The 19,436-nt window shown below is 66.1% G+C and carries 19 protein-coding genes; 10 read left to right on the top strand and 9 right to left on the bottom strand.

Annotated elements, in window-relative coordinates; genetic code table 11:
- Positions 1–24: 24 nt before the first annotated feature.
- The 7 genes from ACZ1JS_RS08840 to ACZ1JS_RS08810 all read right to left on the bottom strand — a co-directional run bounded on the left by ACZ1JS_RS08840 (position 25) and on the right by ACZ1JS_RS08810 (position 7,147).
- Entirely contained in the window at positions 25–810 is a 786-nt protein-coding gene (locus ACZ1JS_RS08840; RefSeq protein ID WP_465168588.1) for a phosphoadenylyl-sulfate reductase, read from the bottom strand.
- Positions 803–1,228 carry a DUF934 domain-containing protein gene (locus ACZ1JS_RS08835; protein ID WP_242116578.1) on the bottom strand — a complete coding sequence of 142 codons (426 nt, stop codon included), beginning with the start codon at positions 1,226–1,228 and terminating at the stop codon, positions 803–805. Before ACZ1JS_RS08835 ends, ACZ1JS_RS08840 begins: the two co-directional genes overlap by 8 nt.
- Positions 1,221–2,855 (bottom strand): nitrite/sulfite reductase, encoded by a 1,635-nt coding sequence (locus ACZ1JS_RS08830; RefSeq protein ID WP_465168587.1) that lies wholly within the window; start codon positions 2,853–2,855, stop codon positions 1,221–1,223. Before ACZ1JS_RS08830 ends, ACZ1JS_RS08835 begins: the two co-directional genes overlap by 8 nt.
- Positions 2,856–3,004: 149 nt before the next feature.
- Positions 3,005–3,301: a DUF2849 domain-containing protein gene (locus ACZ1JS_RS08825; RefSeq protein WP_465168586.1), complete on the bottom strand. Its 297-nt coding sequence runs from the start codon at positions 3,299–3,301 to the stop codon at positions 3,005–3,007.
- On the bottom strand, positions 3,298–4,086 hold the full coding sequence (cobA, locus tag ACZ1JS_RS08820; protein WP_465168585.1) for a uroporphyrinogen-III C-methyltransferase: 789 nt from the start codon (positions 4,084–4,086) through the stop codon (positions 3,298–3,300). The genes ACZ1JS_RS08825 and cobA overlap by 4 nt, the downstream gene beginning before the upstream one ends.
- A gap of 77 nt (positions 4,087–4,163) precedes the next feature.
- A complete protein-coding gene (gene astD, locus ACZ1JS_RS08815; protein ID WP_465168584.1) occupies positions 4,164–5,573 on the bottom strand; it encodes a succinylglutamate-semialdehyde dehydrogenase in 1,410 nt (469 codons plus the stop codon).
- A gap of 86 nt (positions 5,574–5,659) precedes the next feature.
- Positions 5,660–7,147 (bottom strand): protein adenylyltransferase SelO family protein, encoded by a 1,488-nt coding sequence (locus tag ACZ1JS_RS08810; protein ID WP_465168583.1) that lies wholly within the window; start codon positions 7,145–7,147, stop codon positions 5,660–5,662.
- 18 nt (positions 7,148–7,165) lie between these two features.
- Here ACZ1JS_RS08810 and ACZ1JS_RS08805 point away from each other — a divergent pair, with 18 nt between their 5' ends.
- The 4 genes from ACZ1JS_RS08805 (at position 7,166) to ACZ1JS_RS08790 (ending at position 11,187) form a co-directional block, all read left to right on the top strand.
- A complete protein-coding gene (locus ACZ1JS_RS08805) occupies positions 7,166–8,044 on the top strand; it encodes an alpha/beta fold hydrolase (protein WP_465168582.1) in 879 nt (292 codons plus the stop codon).
- Positions 8,041–9,177 carry a glycosyltransferase gene (locus ACZ1JS_RS08800; protein WP_465168581.1) on the top strand — a complete coding sequence of 379 codons (1,137 nt, stop codon included), beginning with the start codon at positions 8,041–8,043 and terminating at the stop codon, positions 9,175–9,177. The genes ACZ1JS_RS08805 and ACZ1JS_RS08800 overlap by 4 nt, the downstream gene beginning before the upstream one ends.
- 151 nt (positions 9,178–9,328) lie before the next feature.
- The gene (locus ACZ1JS_RS08795) at positions 9,329–10,732 is read left to right on the top strand and encodes an NAD(P)H-dependent flavin oxidoreductase (RefSeq protein WP_465168665.1); all 1,404 of its coding nucleotides are present in this window, start codon (positions 9,329–9,331) and stop codon (positions 10,730–10,732) included.
- Positions 10,732–11,187 (top strand): hypothetical protein, encoded by a 456-nt coding sequence (locus ACZ1JS_RS08790; protein ID WP_465168580.1) that lies wholly within the window; start codon positions 10,732–10,734, stop codon positions 11,185–11,187. Before ACZ1JS_RS08795 ends, ACZ1JS_RS08790 begins: the two co-directional genes overlap by 1 nt.
- Before the next feature lie 34 nt (positions 11,188–11,221).
- Here ACZ1JS_RS08790 and ACZ1JS_RS08785 read toward each other — a convergent pair whose 3' ends face one another.
- Positions 11,222–11,416 (bottom strand): hypothetical protein, encoded by a 195-nt coding sequence (locus ACZ1JS_RS08785; protein WP_440488262.1) that lies wholly within the window; start codon positions 11,414–11,416, stop codon positions 11,222–11,224.
- Positions 11,417–11,543: 127 nt separating this feature from the next.
- Here ACZ1JS_RS08785 and ACZ1JS_RS08780 point away from each other — a divergent pair, with 127 nt between their 5' ends.
- Positions 11,544–12,224 (top strand): glutamine amidotransferase-related protein, encoded by a 681-nt coding sequence (locus ACZ1JS_RS08780; RefSeq protein ID WP_465168579.1) that lies wholly within the window; start codon positions 11,544–11,546, stop codon positions 12,222–12,224.
- 186 nt (positions 12,225–12,410) lie between these two features.
- Positions 12,411–12,731, top strand: a complete 321-nt coding sequence (locus ACZ1JS_RS08775) for a hypothetical protein (protein ID WP_465168578.1) — start codon at positions 12,411–12,413, stop codon at positions 12,729–12,731.
- 41 nt (positions 12,732–12,772) lie between these two features.
- On the opposite strand, the gene ACZ1JS_RS08770 is transcribed toward ACZ1JS_RS08775, so the two are convergent.
- Positions 12,773–13,774, bottom strand: coding sequence for a 2-hydroxyacid dehydrogenase (locus ACZ1JS_RS08770; protein ID WP_345878336.1), 1,002 nt, complete (start codon positions 13,772–13,774; stop codon positions 12,773–12,775).
- 98 nt (positions 13,775–13,872) lie between these two features.
- Between ACZ1JS_RS08770 and ACZ1JS_RS08765 the strand changes: the two genes are divergently transcribed.
- From ACZ1JS_RS08765 to ACZ1JS_RS08750, 4 genes are all read left to right on the top strand, one after another.
- A complete protein-coding gene (locus tag ACZ1JS_RS08765; protein WP_242116567.1) occupies positions 13,873–14,355 on the top strand; it encodes an SH3 domain-containing protein in 483 nt (160 codons plus the stop codon).
- A gap of 310 nt (positions 14,356–14,665) precedes the next feature.
- Positions 14,666–16,912 carry a S9 family peptidase gene (locus ACZ1JS_RS08760; RefSeq protein WP_465168577.1) on the top strand — a complete coding sequence of 749 codons (2,247 nt, stop codon included), beginning with the start codon at positions 14,666–14,668 and terminating at the stop codon, positions 16,910–16,912.
- A 74-nt stretch (positions 16,913–16,986) separates the two neighbouring features.
- A complete protein-coding gene (locus ACZ1JS_RS08755; protein ID WP_465168576.1) occupies positions 16,987–18,345 on the top strand; it encodes a DUF418 domain-containing protein in 1,359 nt (452 codons plus the stop codon).
- A 59-nt stretch (positions 18,346–18,404) separates the two neighbouring features.
- Entirely contained in the window at positions 18,405–19,430 is a 1,026-nt protein-coding gene (locus ACZ1JS_RS08750; protein ID WP_465168575.1) for an aspartate-semialdehyde dehydrogenase, read from the top strand.
- The last annotated feature ends 6 nt before the right edge of the window (positions 19,431–19,436 follow it).

Raw genomic sequence — 19,436 nt, 5'->3', positions numbered from 1 at the left:
AAACCGGGGCGGGGCAAGCGCGGCTCAGAAGCTGGGCAGGTTCGGATCGCCGTCGAGCAGCGGCTTGTGGATGCCGCATTCGACCTTCTCCCAGCCGGCCCAGCGGCCCGAGCGCGGGTCTTCGCCGGGCTTTACCCGGTTGGTGCAGGGTTGGCAGCCGATCGAAGGAAAACCCTGTTCGACCAGCGGGTGACGCGGCAGGTCGTGCTGCGCGAAATAGGCGTCGATGTCCGCCGGGGTCCAGGTGATGAGCGGATTGACCTTCAACCGGCCGACCGAGTCCGACGTGTCGAGTTCGAAGCGGGGCAAGGCGGTGCGGGTCGCCGACTGGAACGCCTTGCGCCCGGTGAAGCTGGCATCGAACCCGGCAAGGCCCCGCGCGAGCGGTTCGACCTTGCGGATTTCGCAGCAGCCATCGGGGTCGTAGGACCAGCGCAATTCCGTCGCATCTTTCGCCGCCAGCAGCGCCGGATCGGGGCGGAGGTTGCGGAAATCGGTCAGGCCCAGGCGATCGACCAGCAGGTCGCGATAGGCGAGCGTTTCGGGGAAATGCTTTCCGGTTTCGAGGAACAGTACCGGGACGGACCGGTCGACCGATGCGATCAGGTGGAGCAGCACCGCCGATTCCGCACCGAAGGACGACACTGCCGCGACCTTGCCCAGCAGCCGCTCGCGCAAGGCGACGGTCAGCATCTCGTGCGTCGAGGCATCGCGAAAACGGTCGTTCAGCGCCTGCGCATCGGCGGCGGTGAAACGCGGGGCTAGGTCCAGCCGGTCGCGCACGCGAATATCGGGGTCGGCATCAGCCATGACGCAGTTTCCACACCGGCACCTGCCCGTCGGCCGCCGCCTGATAGACATGGTCGTAGCGTTCCAGCGCGCGTTCGAGCGCGGCGGGATCGACCGGGGCGGCGGGCGCGAAACTGTCGAAGCCGCAGCGGCGCATCAGCGGAATCTGATCGACCAGCACGTCGCCCTCGGCGCGCAGTTCTCCGGTATAGCCCGCCTCGCGCAGGATACGCCCGGCCGAATAGCCGCGGCCGTCGCGGAACTTGGGGAAGCTGACCTCGATCAATGCCAGCCGGTCGAGATGCGGCAGCAGCAGGCGGGCATCGTCGCCGGCCTCGATCCGCACGGCGGTCGCGTTCGACTGGCCGAGAAAGGCGTCGAGGGTGACGGCGGGTTCGTCATGCGCGGCATCGTCGCGCAGGCGCAGGGCCTCAACCATAGATAGCCTCCTTGAACGGTTCCATGCCGATTCGGCGATAGGTGTCGACGAAGCGTTCGCCATCGGTGCGTTCGGCGAGATAGCGGTCGGTGACGCGCTCGATCGCGTCGACCACGCCGTCCTCGGAAAAGCCGGGGCCGGTGATCTTGCCGAGCGAGACGTCTTCCGCACCCGATCCGCCGAGCAGGAGCTGGTAATTCTCGGTGCCCTTCCGGTCGACGCCGAGGATGCCGATATGCCCGGCATGATGGTGGCCGCAGGCGTTGATGCAGCCGCTGATCTTGAGCTTCAGTTCGCCCAGATCGCGCTGCCGCACCGGATCGGCGAAGCGATCGGCGATCTTCTGCGCGAGCGGGATCGAACGCGCATTGGCGAGGCTGCAATAATCAAGGCCGGGGCAGGCGATGATGTCGGTGATCAGGTCGAGATTGGCCTCGGCCAGCCCGATCGCCACCAGCCGGTCATAGACCGCGCGAAGGTCAGCCGAACGGACATGCGGCAGGACGATGTTCTGTGCATGGGTGACGCGCAGTTCGGCAAAGCTGTACGCCTCCGCCAGATCGGCCATCGCGTCGATCTGATCGGCCGATGCGTCGCCGGGGATGCCGCCGGTCGGCTTCAGGCTGATCGTGACGATGGTATAGCCGGCGCGCTTATGGGCGTGGGTGTTCTGGTCGAGCCATGCGGCGAAGCCTGCATCGCTGCGGTCGACCGGGGCATCGCCGCTGGTGTCGGCGAAGGCGGGATCGGCGAAGAAGGCGGCGATGCGGTCGAACTCGGCCTGGGGCGGGTCGATGCTCAGCGTCTTGATATGCGCGAATTCCTCGGCGACTTCGGCGCGATATTTGTCGACGCCGATCTCGTGGATCAGGATCTTGATCCGCGCCTTGTACATATTGTCGCGGCGGCCATAGCGATTGTAGACGCGCAGGCACGCCTCCAGATAGCTCATCAGGTCCGACAGCGGCACGAAGTCGTTGACCAGAGGCGCGATCATCGGCGTGCGGCCCATGCCACCCCCGACATAGACCTGCGCGCCGGCGACGCCGTCCTGCTGGGTGATGCGCAGGCCGATATCGTGAAGGCGCATCGCGGCGCGGTCCTCGTCAGCGGCGATCACTGCGATCTTGAACTTGCGCGGCAGGTAGCTGAATTCGGGGTGGAAGGTGCTCCACTGGCGTAGCAATTCGGCCCAGGGGCGCGGATCAGTCAGCTCGTCGGCGGCGGCGCCGGCGAACTGGTCCGAACTGATGTTGCGGATGCAGTTGCCGCTGGTCTGGATGGCGTGCATCTCGACCTTCGCCAGCTTTTCGAGGATGTCGGGCGTGTCGGCCAGCTTGATCCAGTTGAACTGGAGGTTCTGGCGCGTGGTGAAATGACCGTACCCCCGGTCATAGGTGCGGGCGATATCGCCCAGCACCCGCATCTGCGTCGACGACAGCGTGCCATAGGGGATGGCGACACGCAGCATATAGGCGTGGAGCTGGAGATACAGGCCGTTCATCAGCCGCAGCGGCTTGAACTGGTCCTCGGTCAGATGGCCCGACAGGCGGCGTTCGACCTGGTCGCGGAACTCCGCGACGCGGGCGTCGACGATCGACTGGTCGTAGGTGTCGTATTGGTACATCGTCTTTTCCTAAATCCTCCCCGCTTTGCGGGGAGGGGGACCGGCCGCAGGCCGGTGGAGGGGGAGTGCCGCGCAACGCAACCGTTGTGGAGTAGGCCAACCCCCTCCACCATGCTGCGCATGGTCCCCCTCCCCGTGCCGGGGAGGATTTATATTACCCACGCCCCGGCTTGCGGGTCGGCGGGCTTGAGCGTCAGGTCGGTGCGCACCGTGGGACCGAGTGCGCGGATGCGGTCCTTGATATGGGCGGGGCGGGGACCTTCGGGGGTCGCCACCGCGTCGATCACATAGGGCACGTTGACGCGCCGCGCCGCTTCCTCGACCTGGGCGATGCGGTCGCCGTCCTCGCCGACGTCGGCGGCGTCCTCGACGTGGCGCGACCAGTCGCTGCCGGTCCACCAGGTCACGTCGCCGCTGGCGAGATCGTTTCCGGTCAGCAGCTTCATGCCAATGCCTCCGCAGCCTTCGCCCAGTTGCCGAGCTTGTCCTCGGCATCGGCCAGTTGCACGACTTCGCCGACGACGATCACCGCCGGGCTCTTCACATCCTCGCGCGCGACCATCGGGCCAAGATCGGCGAGCAATGTGCGCAGCGCGCGAGCGTCGGCATAGGTGCCGCGCTCCAGCACCGCGACCGGCATGTCGGGTGCGACGCCATCGGCCATCAGCTTGTCGGCGATCGCCTCCGCCGTCGCGACGCCCATATAGATCACCAGCGTGCGGCCCTGACCGGCAAGACCCGACCAGTCCTGTTCGGACAGGCCCTTGCACTGGCCCGCGACGAAGCTGACCGCCGACGACCAGTCGCGATGCGTCAGCGGCAGCATCGCCCCCGCTGCACAGCCAAGCGCGGCCGAAACACCGGGAATGACCTCGACCGGCAGGCCGGCGGCGCGCACTGCCTCGACCTCCTCGCCGCCGCGACCGAAGATGAACGGGTCGCCGCCCTTCAGCCGGATGACGATCGCGCCGGTCTTCACATGCGCGACGATCAGCGCGTTGATCGATTCCTGCGGCAGGGTGTGCCGCGCGCGTTGTTTGGCGACCGAGATGCGCTGCGCGGTCGCTGGCGCGAGGTCGAGCACGCGCGGGTCGATCAGCCCGTCATGCACGACGACATCGGCGGACTTGAGCGCTTCCACCGCGCGCACGGTCAGCAGGCCGGGATCGCCCGGGCCTGCCCCGACAAGGATGACGCGCCCGCGCGCGGTCGGATCGAGTAGCGTTGCCATGCTGCCGTAGATGCGACCGCGGCTCCCCCCAGGCAACCGACGCTTGCTTGGGGGGCGGGAAGGGATTGTTTAGCGGGCTATTGGTTGCGCAGGCCGATGCCGATTGAGGCGCGTGCCTGTTCCGCTTCGGCCGAGACCACCGGATAAGCACAATAGTCGGCGGCGTAATAGGCGGAGGGGCGATGATTGCCCGACCAGCCGATGCCGCCGAACGGCGCCGCCGAGGATGCGCCGTTGGTCGGGCGGTTCCAGTTGACGATGCCCGCGCGGATATTCGCCCAGAAGCCGTCGTACAGTTGCGGATCGGACGAGATCAGCGACGCCGACAACCCGTAACGGGTGTTATTTGCCTCGGCGATGGCATCTTCGAAGCTGTCGACGCGGAATATCTGCAGGACGGGGCCGAACAGTTCGATATCGCTACGCTCGGCAGTATCCGACATGTCGATGATGCCGGGGGTCAGGAACGGGCGCCCTTCGACCAGCCGCTGCAGGAAGCGCAGCGGACGCCCGCCGCGCGAGGTCAGCGACAGGAAGCTTTCAGTGAGCTGGTCGGCGGCCTCGTTGTCGATGACGGGGCCCATGAACGGTGCGGGATCGGCATGGGGTTCGGCAATAATCAGCCGCTCGCATAGCCGGTTGATTTCGGCGAGCAGCGGTTCGGCCAGCCGTCGTTCGACGATCAGCCGACGCGCGGCGGTACAGCGCTGTCCGGCGGAGGTGAAGGCCGACTGCACCACCAGCACGGCGGCGGCATAAAGGTCGGGCGCGCTCCAGACGATGATCGGGTTGTTGCCACCCATTTCCAGCGCGAGGATCTTTTCGGGCGTCTCGGCGAACTGGCGGTTGAGCGCGATGCCGGTGCGCGCCGATCCGGTGAAAAGCAGGCCGTCGATATCGGGATGACCGGCAAGCGCCCGGCCCTGTTCGGGTCCACCGATCAACAGCCTGACGCAATCGTCGGGGACGCCGCCGGCGCGGTAGCAATCGACGAGGAACGCACCGCTGGCCGGGGTCTTTTCGGAGGGTTTGAATACCACTGCATTGCCCGCGATCAGCGCCGGGACGATGTGGCCGTTGGGCAGATGTGCCGGAAAATTATAGGGGCCGAGCACCGCCAGCACGCCATGCGGTTTGTGGCGGAGCGCCATGCGCGAGCTTGCCTGTGATTCCAGCCGGCGCTGGCTGGTGCGTTCGCCATAGGAAGTGATCGAGATTTCGACCTTGGCGATGACGGTTTCGACCTCGGTCCGCGCTTCCCACAACGGCTTGCCGGTTTCGCGGGCGATGACGTCGGCAAAGGCTTCGGCACGGCTGCGCACGACATTGGCGAAGCGGCGCATCGCCTCGATCCGGTAGGCGAGCGAGCGCGATGCCCAGCCGGCCCAGCCGGCGCGGGCGGTGGCGACTTCGGTATCAGCATCGCCGAGAGGGGCACGCCACAGAGTCGCGCCGGTTGCGGGTTCGGTCGAGACAAGTTCGGCCATGCGTAGTCGTATCCGCCTCCTGATGTGCGCGCATCCTTGGACCAGATCGCGCGACGATGCCAGTTGTCTGCTACGATCGGTCGAGGTCAGGCAAGGGCCTGTCCCATGCGACGGATGGCGGCGACCTTGTCATTGAACAGCGTCCAATCGTCGCGTTCGGCGATGGCGGCCCAGATTTGCTCGACTTCGCCGATCAGCATCGAACAGGGTGCCGCATCGGACCAATAGGGGTGGCTGCGGTCGCTGCGCGGGCGATAATCGGACAGCAGCGCGCGGACCGCTTCGAACGCGGTCCATGCGTCGCCTTCGGGTAGCCAGCCGCCGAATGCGTCGAAGAAGAAAAGGTCGATCGGCATCTGCGACGCCGCAAGCGCGGCAGTGACCGCATCTGCCAGCGCGCGATCGGTGGCCGGATCGCGCGGGGCAACGCCGAGCCGCCACAGCATCGCTTCCGCCGCCGCCGCTGCATAGCGTTCGGGGAAGGTCTCCAGCACCTCGATCAGCGGCGGTGCCTCGACGATGGTGCGCAGCGCGACCGCCAGTTGCATGACGTTCCAGTGCATCGCGTCGGGTTGGCGGCCGAAGGCGTAGAGGCCCTGATGGTCGAAATAGGCGGCGGTGAAGCCCGCGTCCCAGATCGGGGCGAACCGCCACGGGCCGTAATCGAAGCTCTCACCGGTGACGTTGATATTGTCGGTGTTGAGCACCCCGTGCACGAATCCCGCCGCCATGAAGTGCGCGGCAAGCGTGGCGACGCGGCCGACGACCTCATCGAACAATTCGATCGCCGGGGCGCTACCCGGCGTGCGGCCGTGCAGGCGGGTCAGCACATAATCGACCAGCCGGTGCATGGCATCCGCGTCGCGTTCATAGGCGAGCCGCTGAAAGGTGCCGATGCGGACATGGCTATGGTTCAGCCGGACCAGCACCGCCGAGCGGGTCGGCGAGGGCTCGTCGCCGCGCACCAGTTCCTCGCCGGTCTCGATCAGCGAGAAGCTGCGCGAGGTGGGGACGTGCAGCGCCTCCAGCATCTCGGTCGCCAGCACCTCGCGCACGCCGCCTTTCAGCGTCAGGCGACCGTCGCCGAAACGGCTGTACGGGGTCTGCCCCGACCCCTTGGTCCCGAGATCGAGCAGGCGGTCGCGCTGGTCCGTCGCCTGCGCGAACAGGAAGCCGCGGCCGTCGCCGATATCGGGGTTGTAGGACTGGAACTGATGGCCGTGATAGCGCAGCGCCAATGGCTGCGGGATGCTGCCGGGCAGGGGAGCGAAGCGGCCGAAATGGTCGAGCCAGGCGTCGTTGGAAAGGGTTAGAACACCCCCTCCCGTATCCCCGCGAAGGCGGGGATCCAGGGTTTCGATCGCTGCCGGTGGTTCTGCCGGGCTCTGGACCCCCGCCTGCGCGGGGGTACGGTCGATGGGGACGATCCCGATCTCCACCGCCGCCCGGTCGTTCCTGAACCGCAGGATATGTTCGGGAAACGCCGCCGGGGTCACGGCATCGTAGAACGGTTCGCCCAGCGCCAGAATATCGGTGCGGGGGCGATAGCGAGCGGGTTGCGGGTTTTCGGCCATGCGGCGATATGGGGGGCGATGGCGCTATCCGACAAGCAACGCTTCACCGATGGCTATTGGTGGTCGAACGACGGCCTCCGGCTGCATTATCGCGACTATGCGGGGCGGGACGACCGGCCGGCGATCCTGTGCCTGCACGGGCTGACCCGCAATGCGCGCGATTGGGAGGATGTCGCCGACCGGCTTGCCGGACAATGGCGGCTGATCGTTCCCGAGATGCGCGGGCGCGGGGAAAGCGGCTATGCCCGCGATCCGATGACCTATGTGCCGCTGGTCTATCTGCAGGATGTCGAGGCGCTGCTGAACCAGCTGGAATTGCCGCAGGTCGTCGCATTCGGCACCTCGCTGGGCGGCATCCTGACCATGTTGCTGGCGGCGACCGATCGCGACCGGATCGCGGCGGCGATGCTCAACGATGTCGGGCCGGAACTCGATCCGGTCGGATTGGGGCGCATTCGCGGCTATGTCGGCAAACAGGTCAGCCACCCGACCTGGATGCACGCGGCGCGGGTCGTCGCCGAAGCGAATAGCGACGTCTATCCCGGCTATGAGGTGCAGGACTGGCTGCACATGGCCAAGCGGGTGCATCGCCTGAATTCGGCGGGCCGGATCATCCTCGACTATGACATGAAGATCGCCGAGCCGTTCCGTGTGCCGGGGAACGAGGCGGGACCGGACATGTGGCGCGCCTATGAAGCACTGGCCGGCAAGCCGGTGGCGATCGTTCGCGGCGAACTGTCCGATATCCTTCCGGCGCAGGTCGCGGCGGCGATGGCGGCGCGTATCGACACGGCCGAGCTTGCGACCGTCGATCAGGTCGGCCATGCTCCGACCCTGACCGAACCGCAGGCGGCGGCGGCGATCGACCGGTTGCTGGCGCGGGTGGCGGGGGCGTGAGCGCGCCGGTCCGCATCCTGCACCTCCATTCCTCCTTCGCCTATGGCGGCAAGGAGGCGCGGGCGATCCGGCTGATGCACGCATGGGGATCGAACGCCGTTCACACGATCGTGTCGGGCGTGCCCGAACGGACCGAGGCGCAGGCGGCGATCGGCAAGCATATCCGCTACGAGATCGCGCAGAATCCGCCGCCGCTGACCGGCAAGCCGTCGGTCGCGCGGTTCGAGGCGATCGCGAAATATATGCGCCGCTTCGATCTGGTGCTGACCTATAACTGGGGCGCGATCGACGGGGTGATGGCGCGGCGGGTGTTCGCCAAGGGCGCACCGCCGATTGTCCACCACGAGGACGGCTTCAACGAGGACGAGGCCACCCGGCTGAACCCGGTGCGCAACCTGTATCGCCGCTTCGCGCTGGGCGCCGCCGAAGCGCTGGTCGTGCCGTCGGAGCGGTTGCTGGACGTGGCGCGGACGGTGTGGAAACAGCCCGATAGCCGGCTGCACCTGATCGGCAACGGCGTACCGGTCGCGCGGTTCGCGCAAGGGTGCGCGCCCGACGCGATCCCCGGTTTCCGCCGCAAGCCGGGCGAGGTCGTGATCGGCTGCGTCGCTGGGCTGCGCGAGGTGAAGGACCTGCCGCTGCTGGTGCGTTCGGTCGGTGGGATTTCGGTCAAGGTGCGGCTGGTGATCGTCGGCGAGGGGCCGGAGCGGCAGAATATCCTCGACGCCGCCGAGGCGATGGGCATCGACGACCGCGTTCACCTGCCCGGCTTCCTGCCCGAAGCGTGGCGGTACATGGGGCTGTTCGACATCTTCGCGCTGTCGTCGAAGAGCGAGCAGCAGCCGATTTCGGTGATGGAGGCGATGGCGGCAGGGCTGCCGGTCGTCGCGCCGCCGCTGGGCGATATCGGCAGGATGGTTTCGGAGCCGAACCGGCCGTATATGGGCATCGACCGGATGGAAGTGCATCTGCGCGACCGGCTGCAGATGCTGGCGGTCGATCCGGCGGCGAGCCATTATGTCGGCGAAAGCAACCGCGCCAAGGCCTATGCCGAGTTCGACGAGACGACGATGATCGCCAGTTACAAGGCGCTGTACGAACGCGCGATCGGGCGGCCGGGGGCGTTGGGGTAACGGCAGGATTGCTGGGCATCACCGTCTCGGGGGTCCGGCACCGCGCGGTGCTCGCAATTTGCTCGCGTTCGGCGTCGGCTGCGATTAATGACGCTTCGATGCGATCGTCGGTTCAGTCCGTCCCGCACCGAAGTTCCCGCTGGAGGTCATGTTGTTCAAAGGTCTGTCGCCCATCGTCTATAACGGCCGCGAAGTCTGGCCGCTGATCGAAGGGGGCAAGGGCGTTGCCGCGACGAACCACGCCTCGGCGGGTGCCTGGGCGGCGGCGGGCGGGATCGGCACCGTCTCCGCGGTCAATGCCGACAGCTATGATGCCGAGGGCAAGATCATCCCGCAGGTGTACAAGGCGCTGACCCGCCGCGAACGCCATGAGGAACTGATCGAATATGCGATCGAGGGCGCGGTGCAGCAGGTGCGGCGCGCGTGGGAGATCGCCGGCGGCAAGGGCGCGATCAACATCAACGTCCTGTGGGAAATGGGCGGGGCGCAGCGCATCCTGCACGGCGTGCTGGAGCGGACCCGCGGGCTGGTGTCGGGCGTGACCTGCGGCGCGGGCATGCCGTACAAGCTGTCCGAGATCACCGCCTCCTATGGCGTCAGCTATCTGCCGATCGTGTCGTCGGGCCGGGCGTTCCGTGCGTTGTGGAAGCGTGCCTATTCGAAGGCGGCGGAATGGCTGGCGGCGGTGGTCTATGAGGACCCGTGGCTGGCGGGCGGGCATAACGGCCTGTCGAATGCCGAGAATCCGCTGGAGCCGCAGGACCCCTATCCGCGCGTTCGCGACCTGCGCGCGACGATGCGCGAGGGCGGCATCTCCGACGACGTGCCGATCGTGATGGCCGGTGGCGTCTGGTATCTGCGCGACTGGAACGACTGGATCGACAATCCCGAGCTGGGCAAGATCGCGTTCCAGTTCGGCACCCGCCCGCTGCTGACGCAGGAAAGCCCGATTCCCGAAGAATGGAAGGCGAAGCTGATGGAGATCGAGGAGGGCGAGGTGCTGTTGCACCGGTTCAGCCCGACCGGCTTCTATTCGTCCGCCGTCCGCAACCCGTTCCTGCGCAACCTCGAAGCGCGTTCGGAGCGGCAGATCGCCTTCTCGACGCAGCAAGCGGGCGACCATGTCTTCCAGCTCGACGTCGGGGTGAAGGGCAAGAATTTCTGGGTGACGCAGGGCGACCTGCTGCGCGCCCGCGAATGGTTCGGCCTAGGCTTCACCGACGCGCTGAAGACGCCGGACAACACGCTGGTGTTCGTGACGCCGGAGGAAAAGGGCATCATCCGCAAGGATCAGGCGGATTGCATGGGCTGCCTGTCGCAGTGCAGCTTTTCGAGCTGGGCCGATAGCGAGACCAACTCGACCGGACGGCTGGCCGATCCGCGCAGCTTCTGCATCCAGAAGACGTTGCAGGACATCGCCCATGGCGGGCCGACCGACCAGAATCTGATGTTCGCAGGGCATGCCGCGTACAACTTCAAGCGCGATCCCTTCTATTCGAACGGGTTCGTGCCGAGCGTGAAGCAGTTGGTCGATCGGATCCTGACCGGGGATTGATGCGGCTGTCGGGCGATCACGTCGCTGCGCTGGCCGTGGTCGATCGCCTGTTGCGGCAGGCGCAGGAGCCATGGTGGGTGATTGCTGGCGCCGCCGTGGCGCTGCATGCGACGGAGCGGCTCGCGGTCGACGATGTCGACGTGCTGCTGGCGATGCGCGACGTGCCGTTGGTCGCGGACGTGCCCGGTCTGGTGCGCAAGGGCGGGGCGGGCAATGCGCTGTTCCGCTCGGCCTTTTACGCCTCGCTGCCGGTCGGCGGGGTCGATGTCGAGTTCATGGCCGGTTTCGAACTATGCGGGGCGGCGGGCTGGCAACCGGTCTGGCCGCGATCGCGGGTGTTCGTCGAGGTCGGCGGTCTTGCCGTGCCGACCCCCGACCGCGCTGAACTGATCGCGATGCTGACGGCGTTCGGCCGACCCAAGGATCTGCAACGGGTCCGGTTGCTTGAGAGCTGACCGGGGCAGCGCGTGCCGCCCCGGTCGATCCCGATCAGTCGTCGGCGACGGTGCCGACCACCGCACCGCCGACGCCACCCACGGCCGCGCCCTTTTCGACATTGCCGCCGGTCGCCGCCGCGATGCCGGCGCCGCCCGCCGCGCCGATCGCGCCGCCGCGCAACGTCGAACAGGCGGCCAGCGAGCTGCCGGCGGCGAGGGCGAGGACGATAGTCGCGATCTTTTTCATGGGGTTACTCCTGTTGTACACACAGGGCCGCCAATGGTTTTGCACCGCCGGGGTTCCAAACCCGTCCCATTGCAACACAAAGAAACATTACAGGTGCCATTAACCTGCGTCGCGATAGACTGCGCCCATGAAGTCCGCGTTGATCGTTCGCCACGTTCCCTATGAAGGCTGTGCCGGATATCGTGCGCCGGTGGAGGCGGCGGGCTACGTCATCGACCGGATCGACGTGACCGATCCCGCCTTCGCCACCGCCGACCTGACCGCGCCCGACCTGCTGATCGTGATGGGCGGGCCGATGGGAGTGTATGACGTCGCCGACCACCCGTGGATCCCGGGCGAGATCGCGGCGCTGTCGCGGCGGCTGGCGGCGGACCGGCCGACGCTGGGCATCTGTCTGGGCGCGCAGATGATGGCGGCGGCGTTGGGGGCCAGCGTCTACAAGGGCGACGGCGGATGCGAGATCGGGTTTGCGCCGATCGACCTTGCCGATGAACAGTCGCCGCTGCGCCATGTCGCCGGGGTGCCGGTGTTGCACTGGCATGGCGACACGTTCGACCTGCCCGAAGGGACCGAGTTGCTGGCGACGACCGCGCGCTATCGGCAGGGGTTCCGGCGGGGTGCCAACCTGCTGGCGCTGCAATTCCATGCCGAGATGGGCGAGGATGCGCGGTTCGAGGCGTGGTTGGATTATCTCGACTGCCCGAACCATCGCGGCGAGTTGACCGAGGAGTACCGGACGCTGGGACCGGCGGCGGTGCGCGCCGGGCAGGCGATGATTGCGGAATGGCTAAGTGGTCTGAAGGCTTAGGGTTTTCGACCAAAGTTCACTAAGTTCACACTTGCGACGTGGTTGCGTGCTGTGTGGGGCGGCGGTGTCAAAGAGCGCGGGTCCGACAGGGACTGGTGGTGATCGTGGCAGGCACGCGCGGAGTAGGGAAGTATGGAATGGCCTGACTTGGTGGAAAGTGGATATTAGAACTGAGAAACGGCTGCAATGAGATGGGAACCTGATGACCTTGGGGTTTGGCTGAGCGACGTTGATGTGAATGGCTTGTCGGATTCTGACGCAGACATTCTTGCGCAGTATGATCCTTCCTCCGATGAAGGACTCGACCAGATCGTGACAGACTGGGTTAGGCCTCGGTTTGAGGCTTGGGACGCGCACAACCAGCAGCAGATGCTCGCCATTCTATCCCAATCAGCGAAATGGGACAGAGAGCAACTCGCGCCAGTGTTTGAGCAATTCGCCTTTCCCGGAGCCCATATCGATTACAGCCACTTCATCGATGCTCTTAGGCGGCATTTCTTGACCTGAATGTCCGCTCCTGGGCGAAAGCGGTCCTGCGACCACTCACCCTACCGCAACCCCTCCAACACCTGATCCGGTGGGCGATGCCCGTCCGCCCAGACGCGGATGTTGGTGATCACCTTCTCCCCCATCGCCACGCGGCCTTCCAGCGTCGCCGATCCCATATGCGGGGTCATCACGACATTGGGCAGCGCCAGCAGGCGGGGGTCGATCGCCGGTTCATGCGCCCAGACGTCCAAGCCGGCACCGGCCAGCCGCCCGCCCTCCAGTGCGTCGACCAGCGCCTCTTCGTCGACGATCCCGCCGCGCGAGGCGTTGATGAGATAGACGTGGCGGCGCAGGCGGGCGATGCGGCGGGCATCGAGGAGGTTCTCGCTGTCGGCGTTGCGCGGGGTGTGGATGGTCAGCAGGTCGATCTGCCCCAGCATCGCGTCGAGATCGGCATGCCATGTCGCGCCGAGTTCGGCCTCGACCACCTCGGGCAGGCGGTGGCGGTTGTGGTAGTGGATTGACAGGCCGAAGGCACGGGCGCGGCGGGCGACGGCCTGTCCGATACGGCCCATGCCGATGATGCCCAGCGCCTTGCCGCCGATGCGGTGGCCCAGCATCCCGCCGGGGCTCCACCCCTTCCATTCGCCCGATCGGACCAGCTTTTCCCCTTCGGCCAGCCGGCGCGGCACGGCGAGGATCAGCGCCATGACCATGTCGGCGGTATCTTCGGTCAGGACGCCCGGCGTGTTGGTGACGATGATGCGGCGGGCGCGGGCGGCCTTCAGGTCGATATGGTTCACGCCCGCGCCGTAATTGGCGATCAGGCGCAGGCGGTCGGGCGCGGCGTCGATCAGCGCGGCGTCGATGACGTCGGTGACGGCGGGGACGAAGACGTCGCAATCGGCCATGGCGGCGGCGAGTTCGTCGCGGGTAAAGGCATGGTCGTCGGGGCTGAACACCGTGTCGAACAGCGTCGCCATCCTCCCCTCGGTCGCCGCCGGCAGACGTCGCGTCACCTGGACTCGCGGATGGCGGGGCGGGGGCGCGGTACCGTTCATGGTTACCGGATTGGCGCTTGGGCGAACCTGCGTCAACGGCTTGCGGGCATGGTGTCGTTGCCGATACAGGCAGGGTTCGGACAAAAGGGGACGATAACATGCGCTTCGCAAGGCAATCGATCGCGGTCGCGTCGATGCTGGTGGTGCTGGCGACCGGATCGGCGGAGGCGCAGCGCCGCAAGCCGCCTTATTATGCGTCGATCGCGGCGGGCGAGGCGCGGATGCGCAGCGGCCCCGGCAAGAATTATCCGACGCAATGGGTGTATCGCCGCGCCGACCTGCCGATCAAGGTCGTCGACATCTATCAGGACTGGCGCCGGGTCGAGGACCCCGACGGCACGCGCGGATGGTTGCAGGTCGGGTTGCTGAGCGACCGGCGCACCGCGTTCGTCGGGCGCGAGGTGATCGAACTGCGCGCGTCGCCGCAATCGGGCGCGGCGGTGGTGTGGCGCGCGGCGCCGGGCGTGGTCGGGCGGCTGTCGCGGTGCAACGGCGCGTGGTGCTTCTTCGACGTGCGCGGGCGCGGCGGCTATGTCGAACAGGCGCGGTTGTGGGGCGTCGATCCGGGCGAGACAATGTAGGGGGAGGTTGTGCGTCATTCCCGCATGGGGGGCGTCTGCGAAATTCTTTGCTTAACCCCGAACCCACCGTACCCCCGCGAAGGCGGGGGTCCAGAGCCCGGCGAAACCAAGGCTTGCGCGTGTCGCCCTGGGCCCCCGCCTTCGCGGGGGCACGGATAGGCACAGGCGTTTTGCAGCGGGCTGCGCGGGAGCGACGGAGGGACGACCCGAGGTTCCGCTCCTACAAACTCCGCCATTTACCTCCGCCCCCAGTCCGACGATAACCGTTGTTACGATCGGCGCGGTTTCACCGCAGGACTTATGGGGCAATATGGTCAAATGGTTGATGGGTGCGGCGTTGCTGGCATTGGGTCAGGCCGGCATGGCGAGTGAACCGGCAGCGCCGGTAGCGGCGAGCGAGGCGGTGAAGGCAGGGGATCTGACGCTCGAACGCGTCTTTGCCAGCCCCGATCTGAACGGGACGGCGCCGCAGAATCTGCGGCTGTCGCCCGACGGCAAATATGTGACGCTGCTACGCAACCGCGCCGACGAACGCGAGCGGTTCGACCTGTGGGCGATGGACACGACCAGCCGCGAATGGCGGATGCTGGTCGATTCGAAGAAGGTCGGCACCGGCGCCGCGCTGTCCGAGGCGGAGAAGATGCAGCGCGAGCGCGACCGGTCGCTGACCGGCAAGCGCGGCATCCTCGCCTATGACTGGGCGCCCGATGGCAAGTCGATCCTCGTGCCGTTGGACGGCGACCTGTATCTGGCGTCGATCGACGGCAATGTCCGGCGGCTGACCAACAGCGAGAGCGGTGAGCTGAACCCGGTGGTCAGCCCCGAGGGGCGCTATGTCAGCTTCGTGCGCGACCAGAATCTGGTGACGCTCGACCTGAAGACGGGCCAGGAGACGCCGGTCACGACCGAGGGCAAGGATACCGTCCATTTCGGCGAGGCGGAGTTCGTCGCGCAGGAGGAAATGGACCGGCGCACCGGCTATTGGTGGTCGCCCGACGACCGCTTGATCGCGGTCGAACGCTTCGACGAGGCGCCGGTCGGCATCGTCACGCGATCGGCGATCGGGGCCGAGGGAACCAGCATCTATCAGCAGCGCTACCCGAAGGCGGGTACGGCCAACGTGTTGGTCGAACTGTACGTCATGAAGCCCGATGGGTCGAACAAGGTGAAGGTCGATCTAGGCCCCGATCCCGACATCTATCTGGCGCGGGTCGACTGGACGCCCGATGGGAAGGCGCTGCTGGTCCAGCGGCAGAACCGGTCACAGACGAGGCTCGACATGCTCCGCGTCGATCCGGCGACGGGGGCGGCGACCGTCCTGTTCAGCGAAGAGAGCGGGCCGAAAAGCTGGGTCAACCTGTCCAACGCCTATCACGCGATGAAGGATGGCAGCCTGATCTGGTCGTCGGAACGCGACGGCTATGCGCATCTCTACCGCTGGAAAGGCGGCAAGTGGACGCAGCTGACCAGCGGCAAATGGATGGTGTCCGATCTGGCCGGGGTCGATGAGGCGAAGGGGCGCATCTATTTCCTCGCCAACAAGGACGATGTGCTGGAGCGGCAGCTGTACCGCGTCGATCTGAACCGGCCCAATGCCATCAGCCGGCTGACCAAGCGGGGGTGGTCGTACAGCGCGTCGATGGATGGAAAGGCGTCGCGGCTGATCGTGTCGCGGTCCAACCCCGACCAGCCGGCGCAGACCTATCTGGCCGATACCGCCGCCAAGCGGATCGCATGGATCAACGAGAATGCCCTGACCGGCGACCACCCCTATTCGCCCTATGTCGCCAGCCACCGCCCGACCGAGTTCGGGACGATCAAGGCGGCGGACGGTTCGACGCTCTACTGGAACATGATCACGCCGAAGCTGGAGCCGGGCAAGCGCTACCCCGTGTTCTTCTCGCATTACGGTGGCCCCGGCAGCCAGGTGGTGAAGCGTGCGTGGGGCGGGGCGCTCCGGCAATATCTGGTCGATCGTGGCTGGATCTGGTTCGAGATCGACAACCGCGGATCGCCCGAACGCGGCAAGGCGTTCGAGGATCAGATTCACCAGGCGATGGGAACGGTCGAGGTCGACGACCAGATCGCCGGGGCGAACTATCTGAAGACGCTGCCGTTCGTCGCGCCGGACAAGATCGCGACCTATGGCTGGTCCTATGGCGGCTATATGACGCTGAAAATGCTGGAAAAGGCGCCGGGGGTGTTCGCCGCGGGCGTGTCCGGCGCGCCGGTGTCGCGCTGGGAGCTGTACGACACCCATTATACCGAGCGCTATATGGGCGATCCGCGCGTCGTGGGCGATGCCTATACCGCGTCGGCGACGGTGCCCGATGCGGCGAAGATCAAGGATCCGCTGCTGCTGATCCACGGCATGGCCGACGATAACGTCGTCCTCGAACATTCGACGGCGATGATGGCGGCGATGCAGAAGAGCGCGACGCCGTTCGAATTGATGCTGTATCCGGGGCAGACGCACCGGGTCGGCGGGCCCGGCATCAGCGAACATCTGTGGAAGACGATCCTCGACTTTCTCGACCGGCAAGTCGTCGAAAAGTAACCTCTAAACGGAGTATTGACGCCCGACTTTTGCCAAGCCTAGCCTCGTGGGCGAGGACTTGGGGGAGTCGGGCGATGGCGGAAGCAGTCGGCGGGATCGCGCCGGTCACCGGGCGGGCGCGGATCGAGGTGCTGGACGTCCTGCGCGGATTGGCCATCCTCGCCATCTACTACATGAACATCGTGTCGCAGGCGTCGCCGATCACCAAGCTGTTCGCCGATCCGCGCTGGATCGGCTGGACGCCCATCGACAAGTTCGCATGGAGCTTCGTCTTCATCTTCCTCGAGGGGACGCAGCGCGGCACGCTCGAATTGCTGTTCGGTGCCGGCTTCATGGTACTGACCGCGCGGGCGATGCGTCCCGACGGGCCGGTCGCGGTCGCCGATCTCTTCTACCGCCGGACCTTGTGGTTGTTGTTCTTCGGACTGGTCAACGTGTTCGTCGTGCTGTGGGTCGGCGACATTTTGACGATCTATGCGCTGGCGTCGCTGTTCCTGTTCCCGTTCCGCCTGTTGGGGCCGAAGGCGCTGGTCGCGATCGGCAGCCTGTTCGCGCTGTTCACGGCGGTCGGCGGCACCATGGAATATATCCCCCGGCTGGCGATGGAGGCGAAGGTCGAGCGTGCCGAGGCGGCGAAGGCGGCCGGCCGTCCGGTCGCGAAGGACGACGCCAAGGCGCTGGCCGAATGGAACCAGAAACTCGCCAAGCGCCAGCCGAACGAGAAGATGGCGAAGGATCTGGTCAACGAGCGCAAGGCGCATGCCGGCGGCTGGCTGCCCTATGCCAGTTTCGGCTGGAATGGCTGGATGAAGTTCATGGTCGGCAAGGGGTTCATCGCCATCGCCGTTGTCGAGGCGTTCTGCATGATGCTGATCGGCATCGCGCTATGGAAATGGCGGGTCATTCAGGGCGGTCGAAGCGCGCGCTTCTATCTCGGGCTGACCCTTGCCGCTTATGGGTTCGGCATCACCGCCCGTGCCATTGGCGTGACGGAGGTGCTGCCCTTCCTGCCGACGGCCAAGACGATCTGGATCACCGAGGAAGCTGCCCGGATCGCGGTCAGCATCGGCCATGTCGCGCTGGTCAATCTCGCGATGAAATCCGCCACGGGCGCGCGGGTGCTGGCACCGTTCAAGACGGTCGGGCGGATGGCATTCTCGGTCTATTTCCTCGAACAGATTATCGGGCTGCATATCCTGTTCGCGCCCTATGGCTTCAATCTGTGGGGCCGTTACGGCCATGCCGCGCAGTTCGCCATTGCGACCGGCGTGATCGTCGTCAGTGCCGTTGCGGCGCTTGTCTGGGCGCGGTTTTTCGCGATGGGACCGCTCGAATGGACGTGGCGCAGCCTCGCTTACTGGCAGCGACAGCCCTTCCGCCACCCACGCGGGCCGGTGGAGGTGCTGCCGGGGCCAACGCTGGCGGCAGCGTGACTTTACAAAAGGTGCAAAACCGGTATGCCGCGCGCAAGATTTGATCGCGGAGAAGTCGAGTGGGTTATCGGGTAGTCGTCGCCGGGGCGACCGGCAATGTCGGTCGCGAAATGCTGAACATCCTGGCCGAGCGCGAATTTCCGATCGACGATCTGGCGGTGCTGGCATCGTCGCGCTCGGCGGGCGAGATGGCCGATTTCGGCGAGACCGGCAAGCAGTACAAGATTCAGAATATCGAGCATTTCGATCCCACCGGATGGGACATGGCGCTGTTCGCGATCGGCAGCGAAGCGACCAAGGTCTATGCGCCGAAATTCGCCGCCGCCGGCTGCACCGTTATCGACAATTCGTCGCTGTACCGCATGGACCCCGACGTGCCGCTGATCGTGCCCGAAGTGAACCCGGAGGCGATCGACGGGTACAAGGCGCGCAACATCATCGCCAACCCCAATTGCTCGACCGCGCAGATGGTCGTCGCGCTCAAGCCGCTGCACGATGCCGCGACGATCACGCGCGTCGTCGTCGCCACCTATCAATCGGTGTCCGGCGCGGGCAAGGCGGGCATGGACGAGCTGTTCGAACAGAGCCGCAACATCTTCGTCGGTGACTCGGCGGACCCGAAGAAGTTCACCAAGCAGATCGCGTTCAACGTGATCCCGCACATCGACAGCTTCCTCGACGACGGGTCGACCAAGGAAGAGTGGAAGATGGTGGTCGAGACCAAGAAGATCCTCGATCCCAAGATCAAGGTCGTCGCGACCTGTGTCCGCGTGCCGGTGTTCGTAGGTCACTCCGAAGCCATCAATATCGAGATGGAAAACGAACTGTCGGCCGAAGATGCGCAGAAGATCCTGCGCGAGGCGCCGGGCATCATGCTGGTCGACAAGCGCGAGGACGGCGGATACGCGACGCCGATCGAATGCGTCGGCGACTTCGCCACCTATGTCAGCCGCGTGCGCGAGGATTCGACCGTCGAGAACGGGCTGGCCCTGTGGTGCGTGTCCGACAATCTGCGCAAGGGTGCGGCGCTGAACGCGGTGCAGATTGCGGAATTGCTGGGACGCCGGCACCTGAAAAAGGACTGACGGTCC

The sequence above is a fragment of the Sphingomonas sp. BL-S-05 genome, assembly GCF_055521695.1.
Note: the sequence above shows the minus strand (reverse complement) of the source record. Positions and strands in the feature narration are given on the sequence as shown.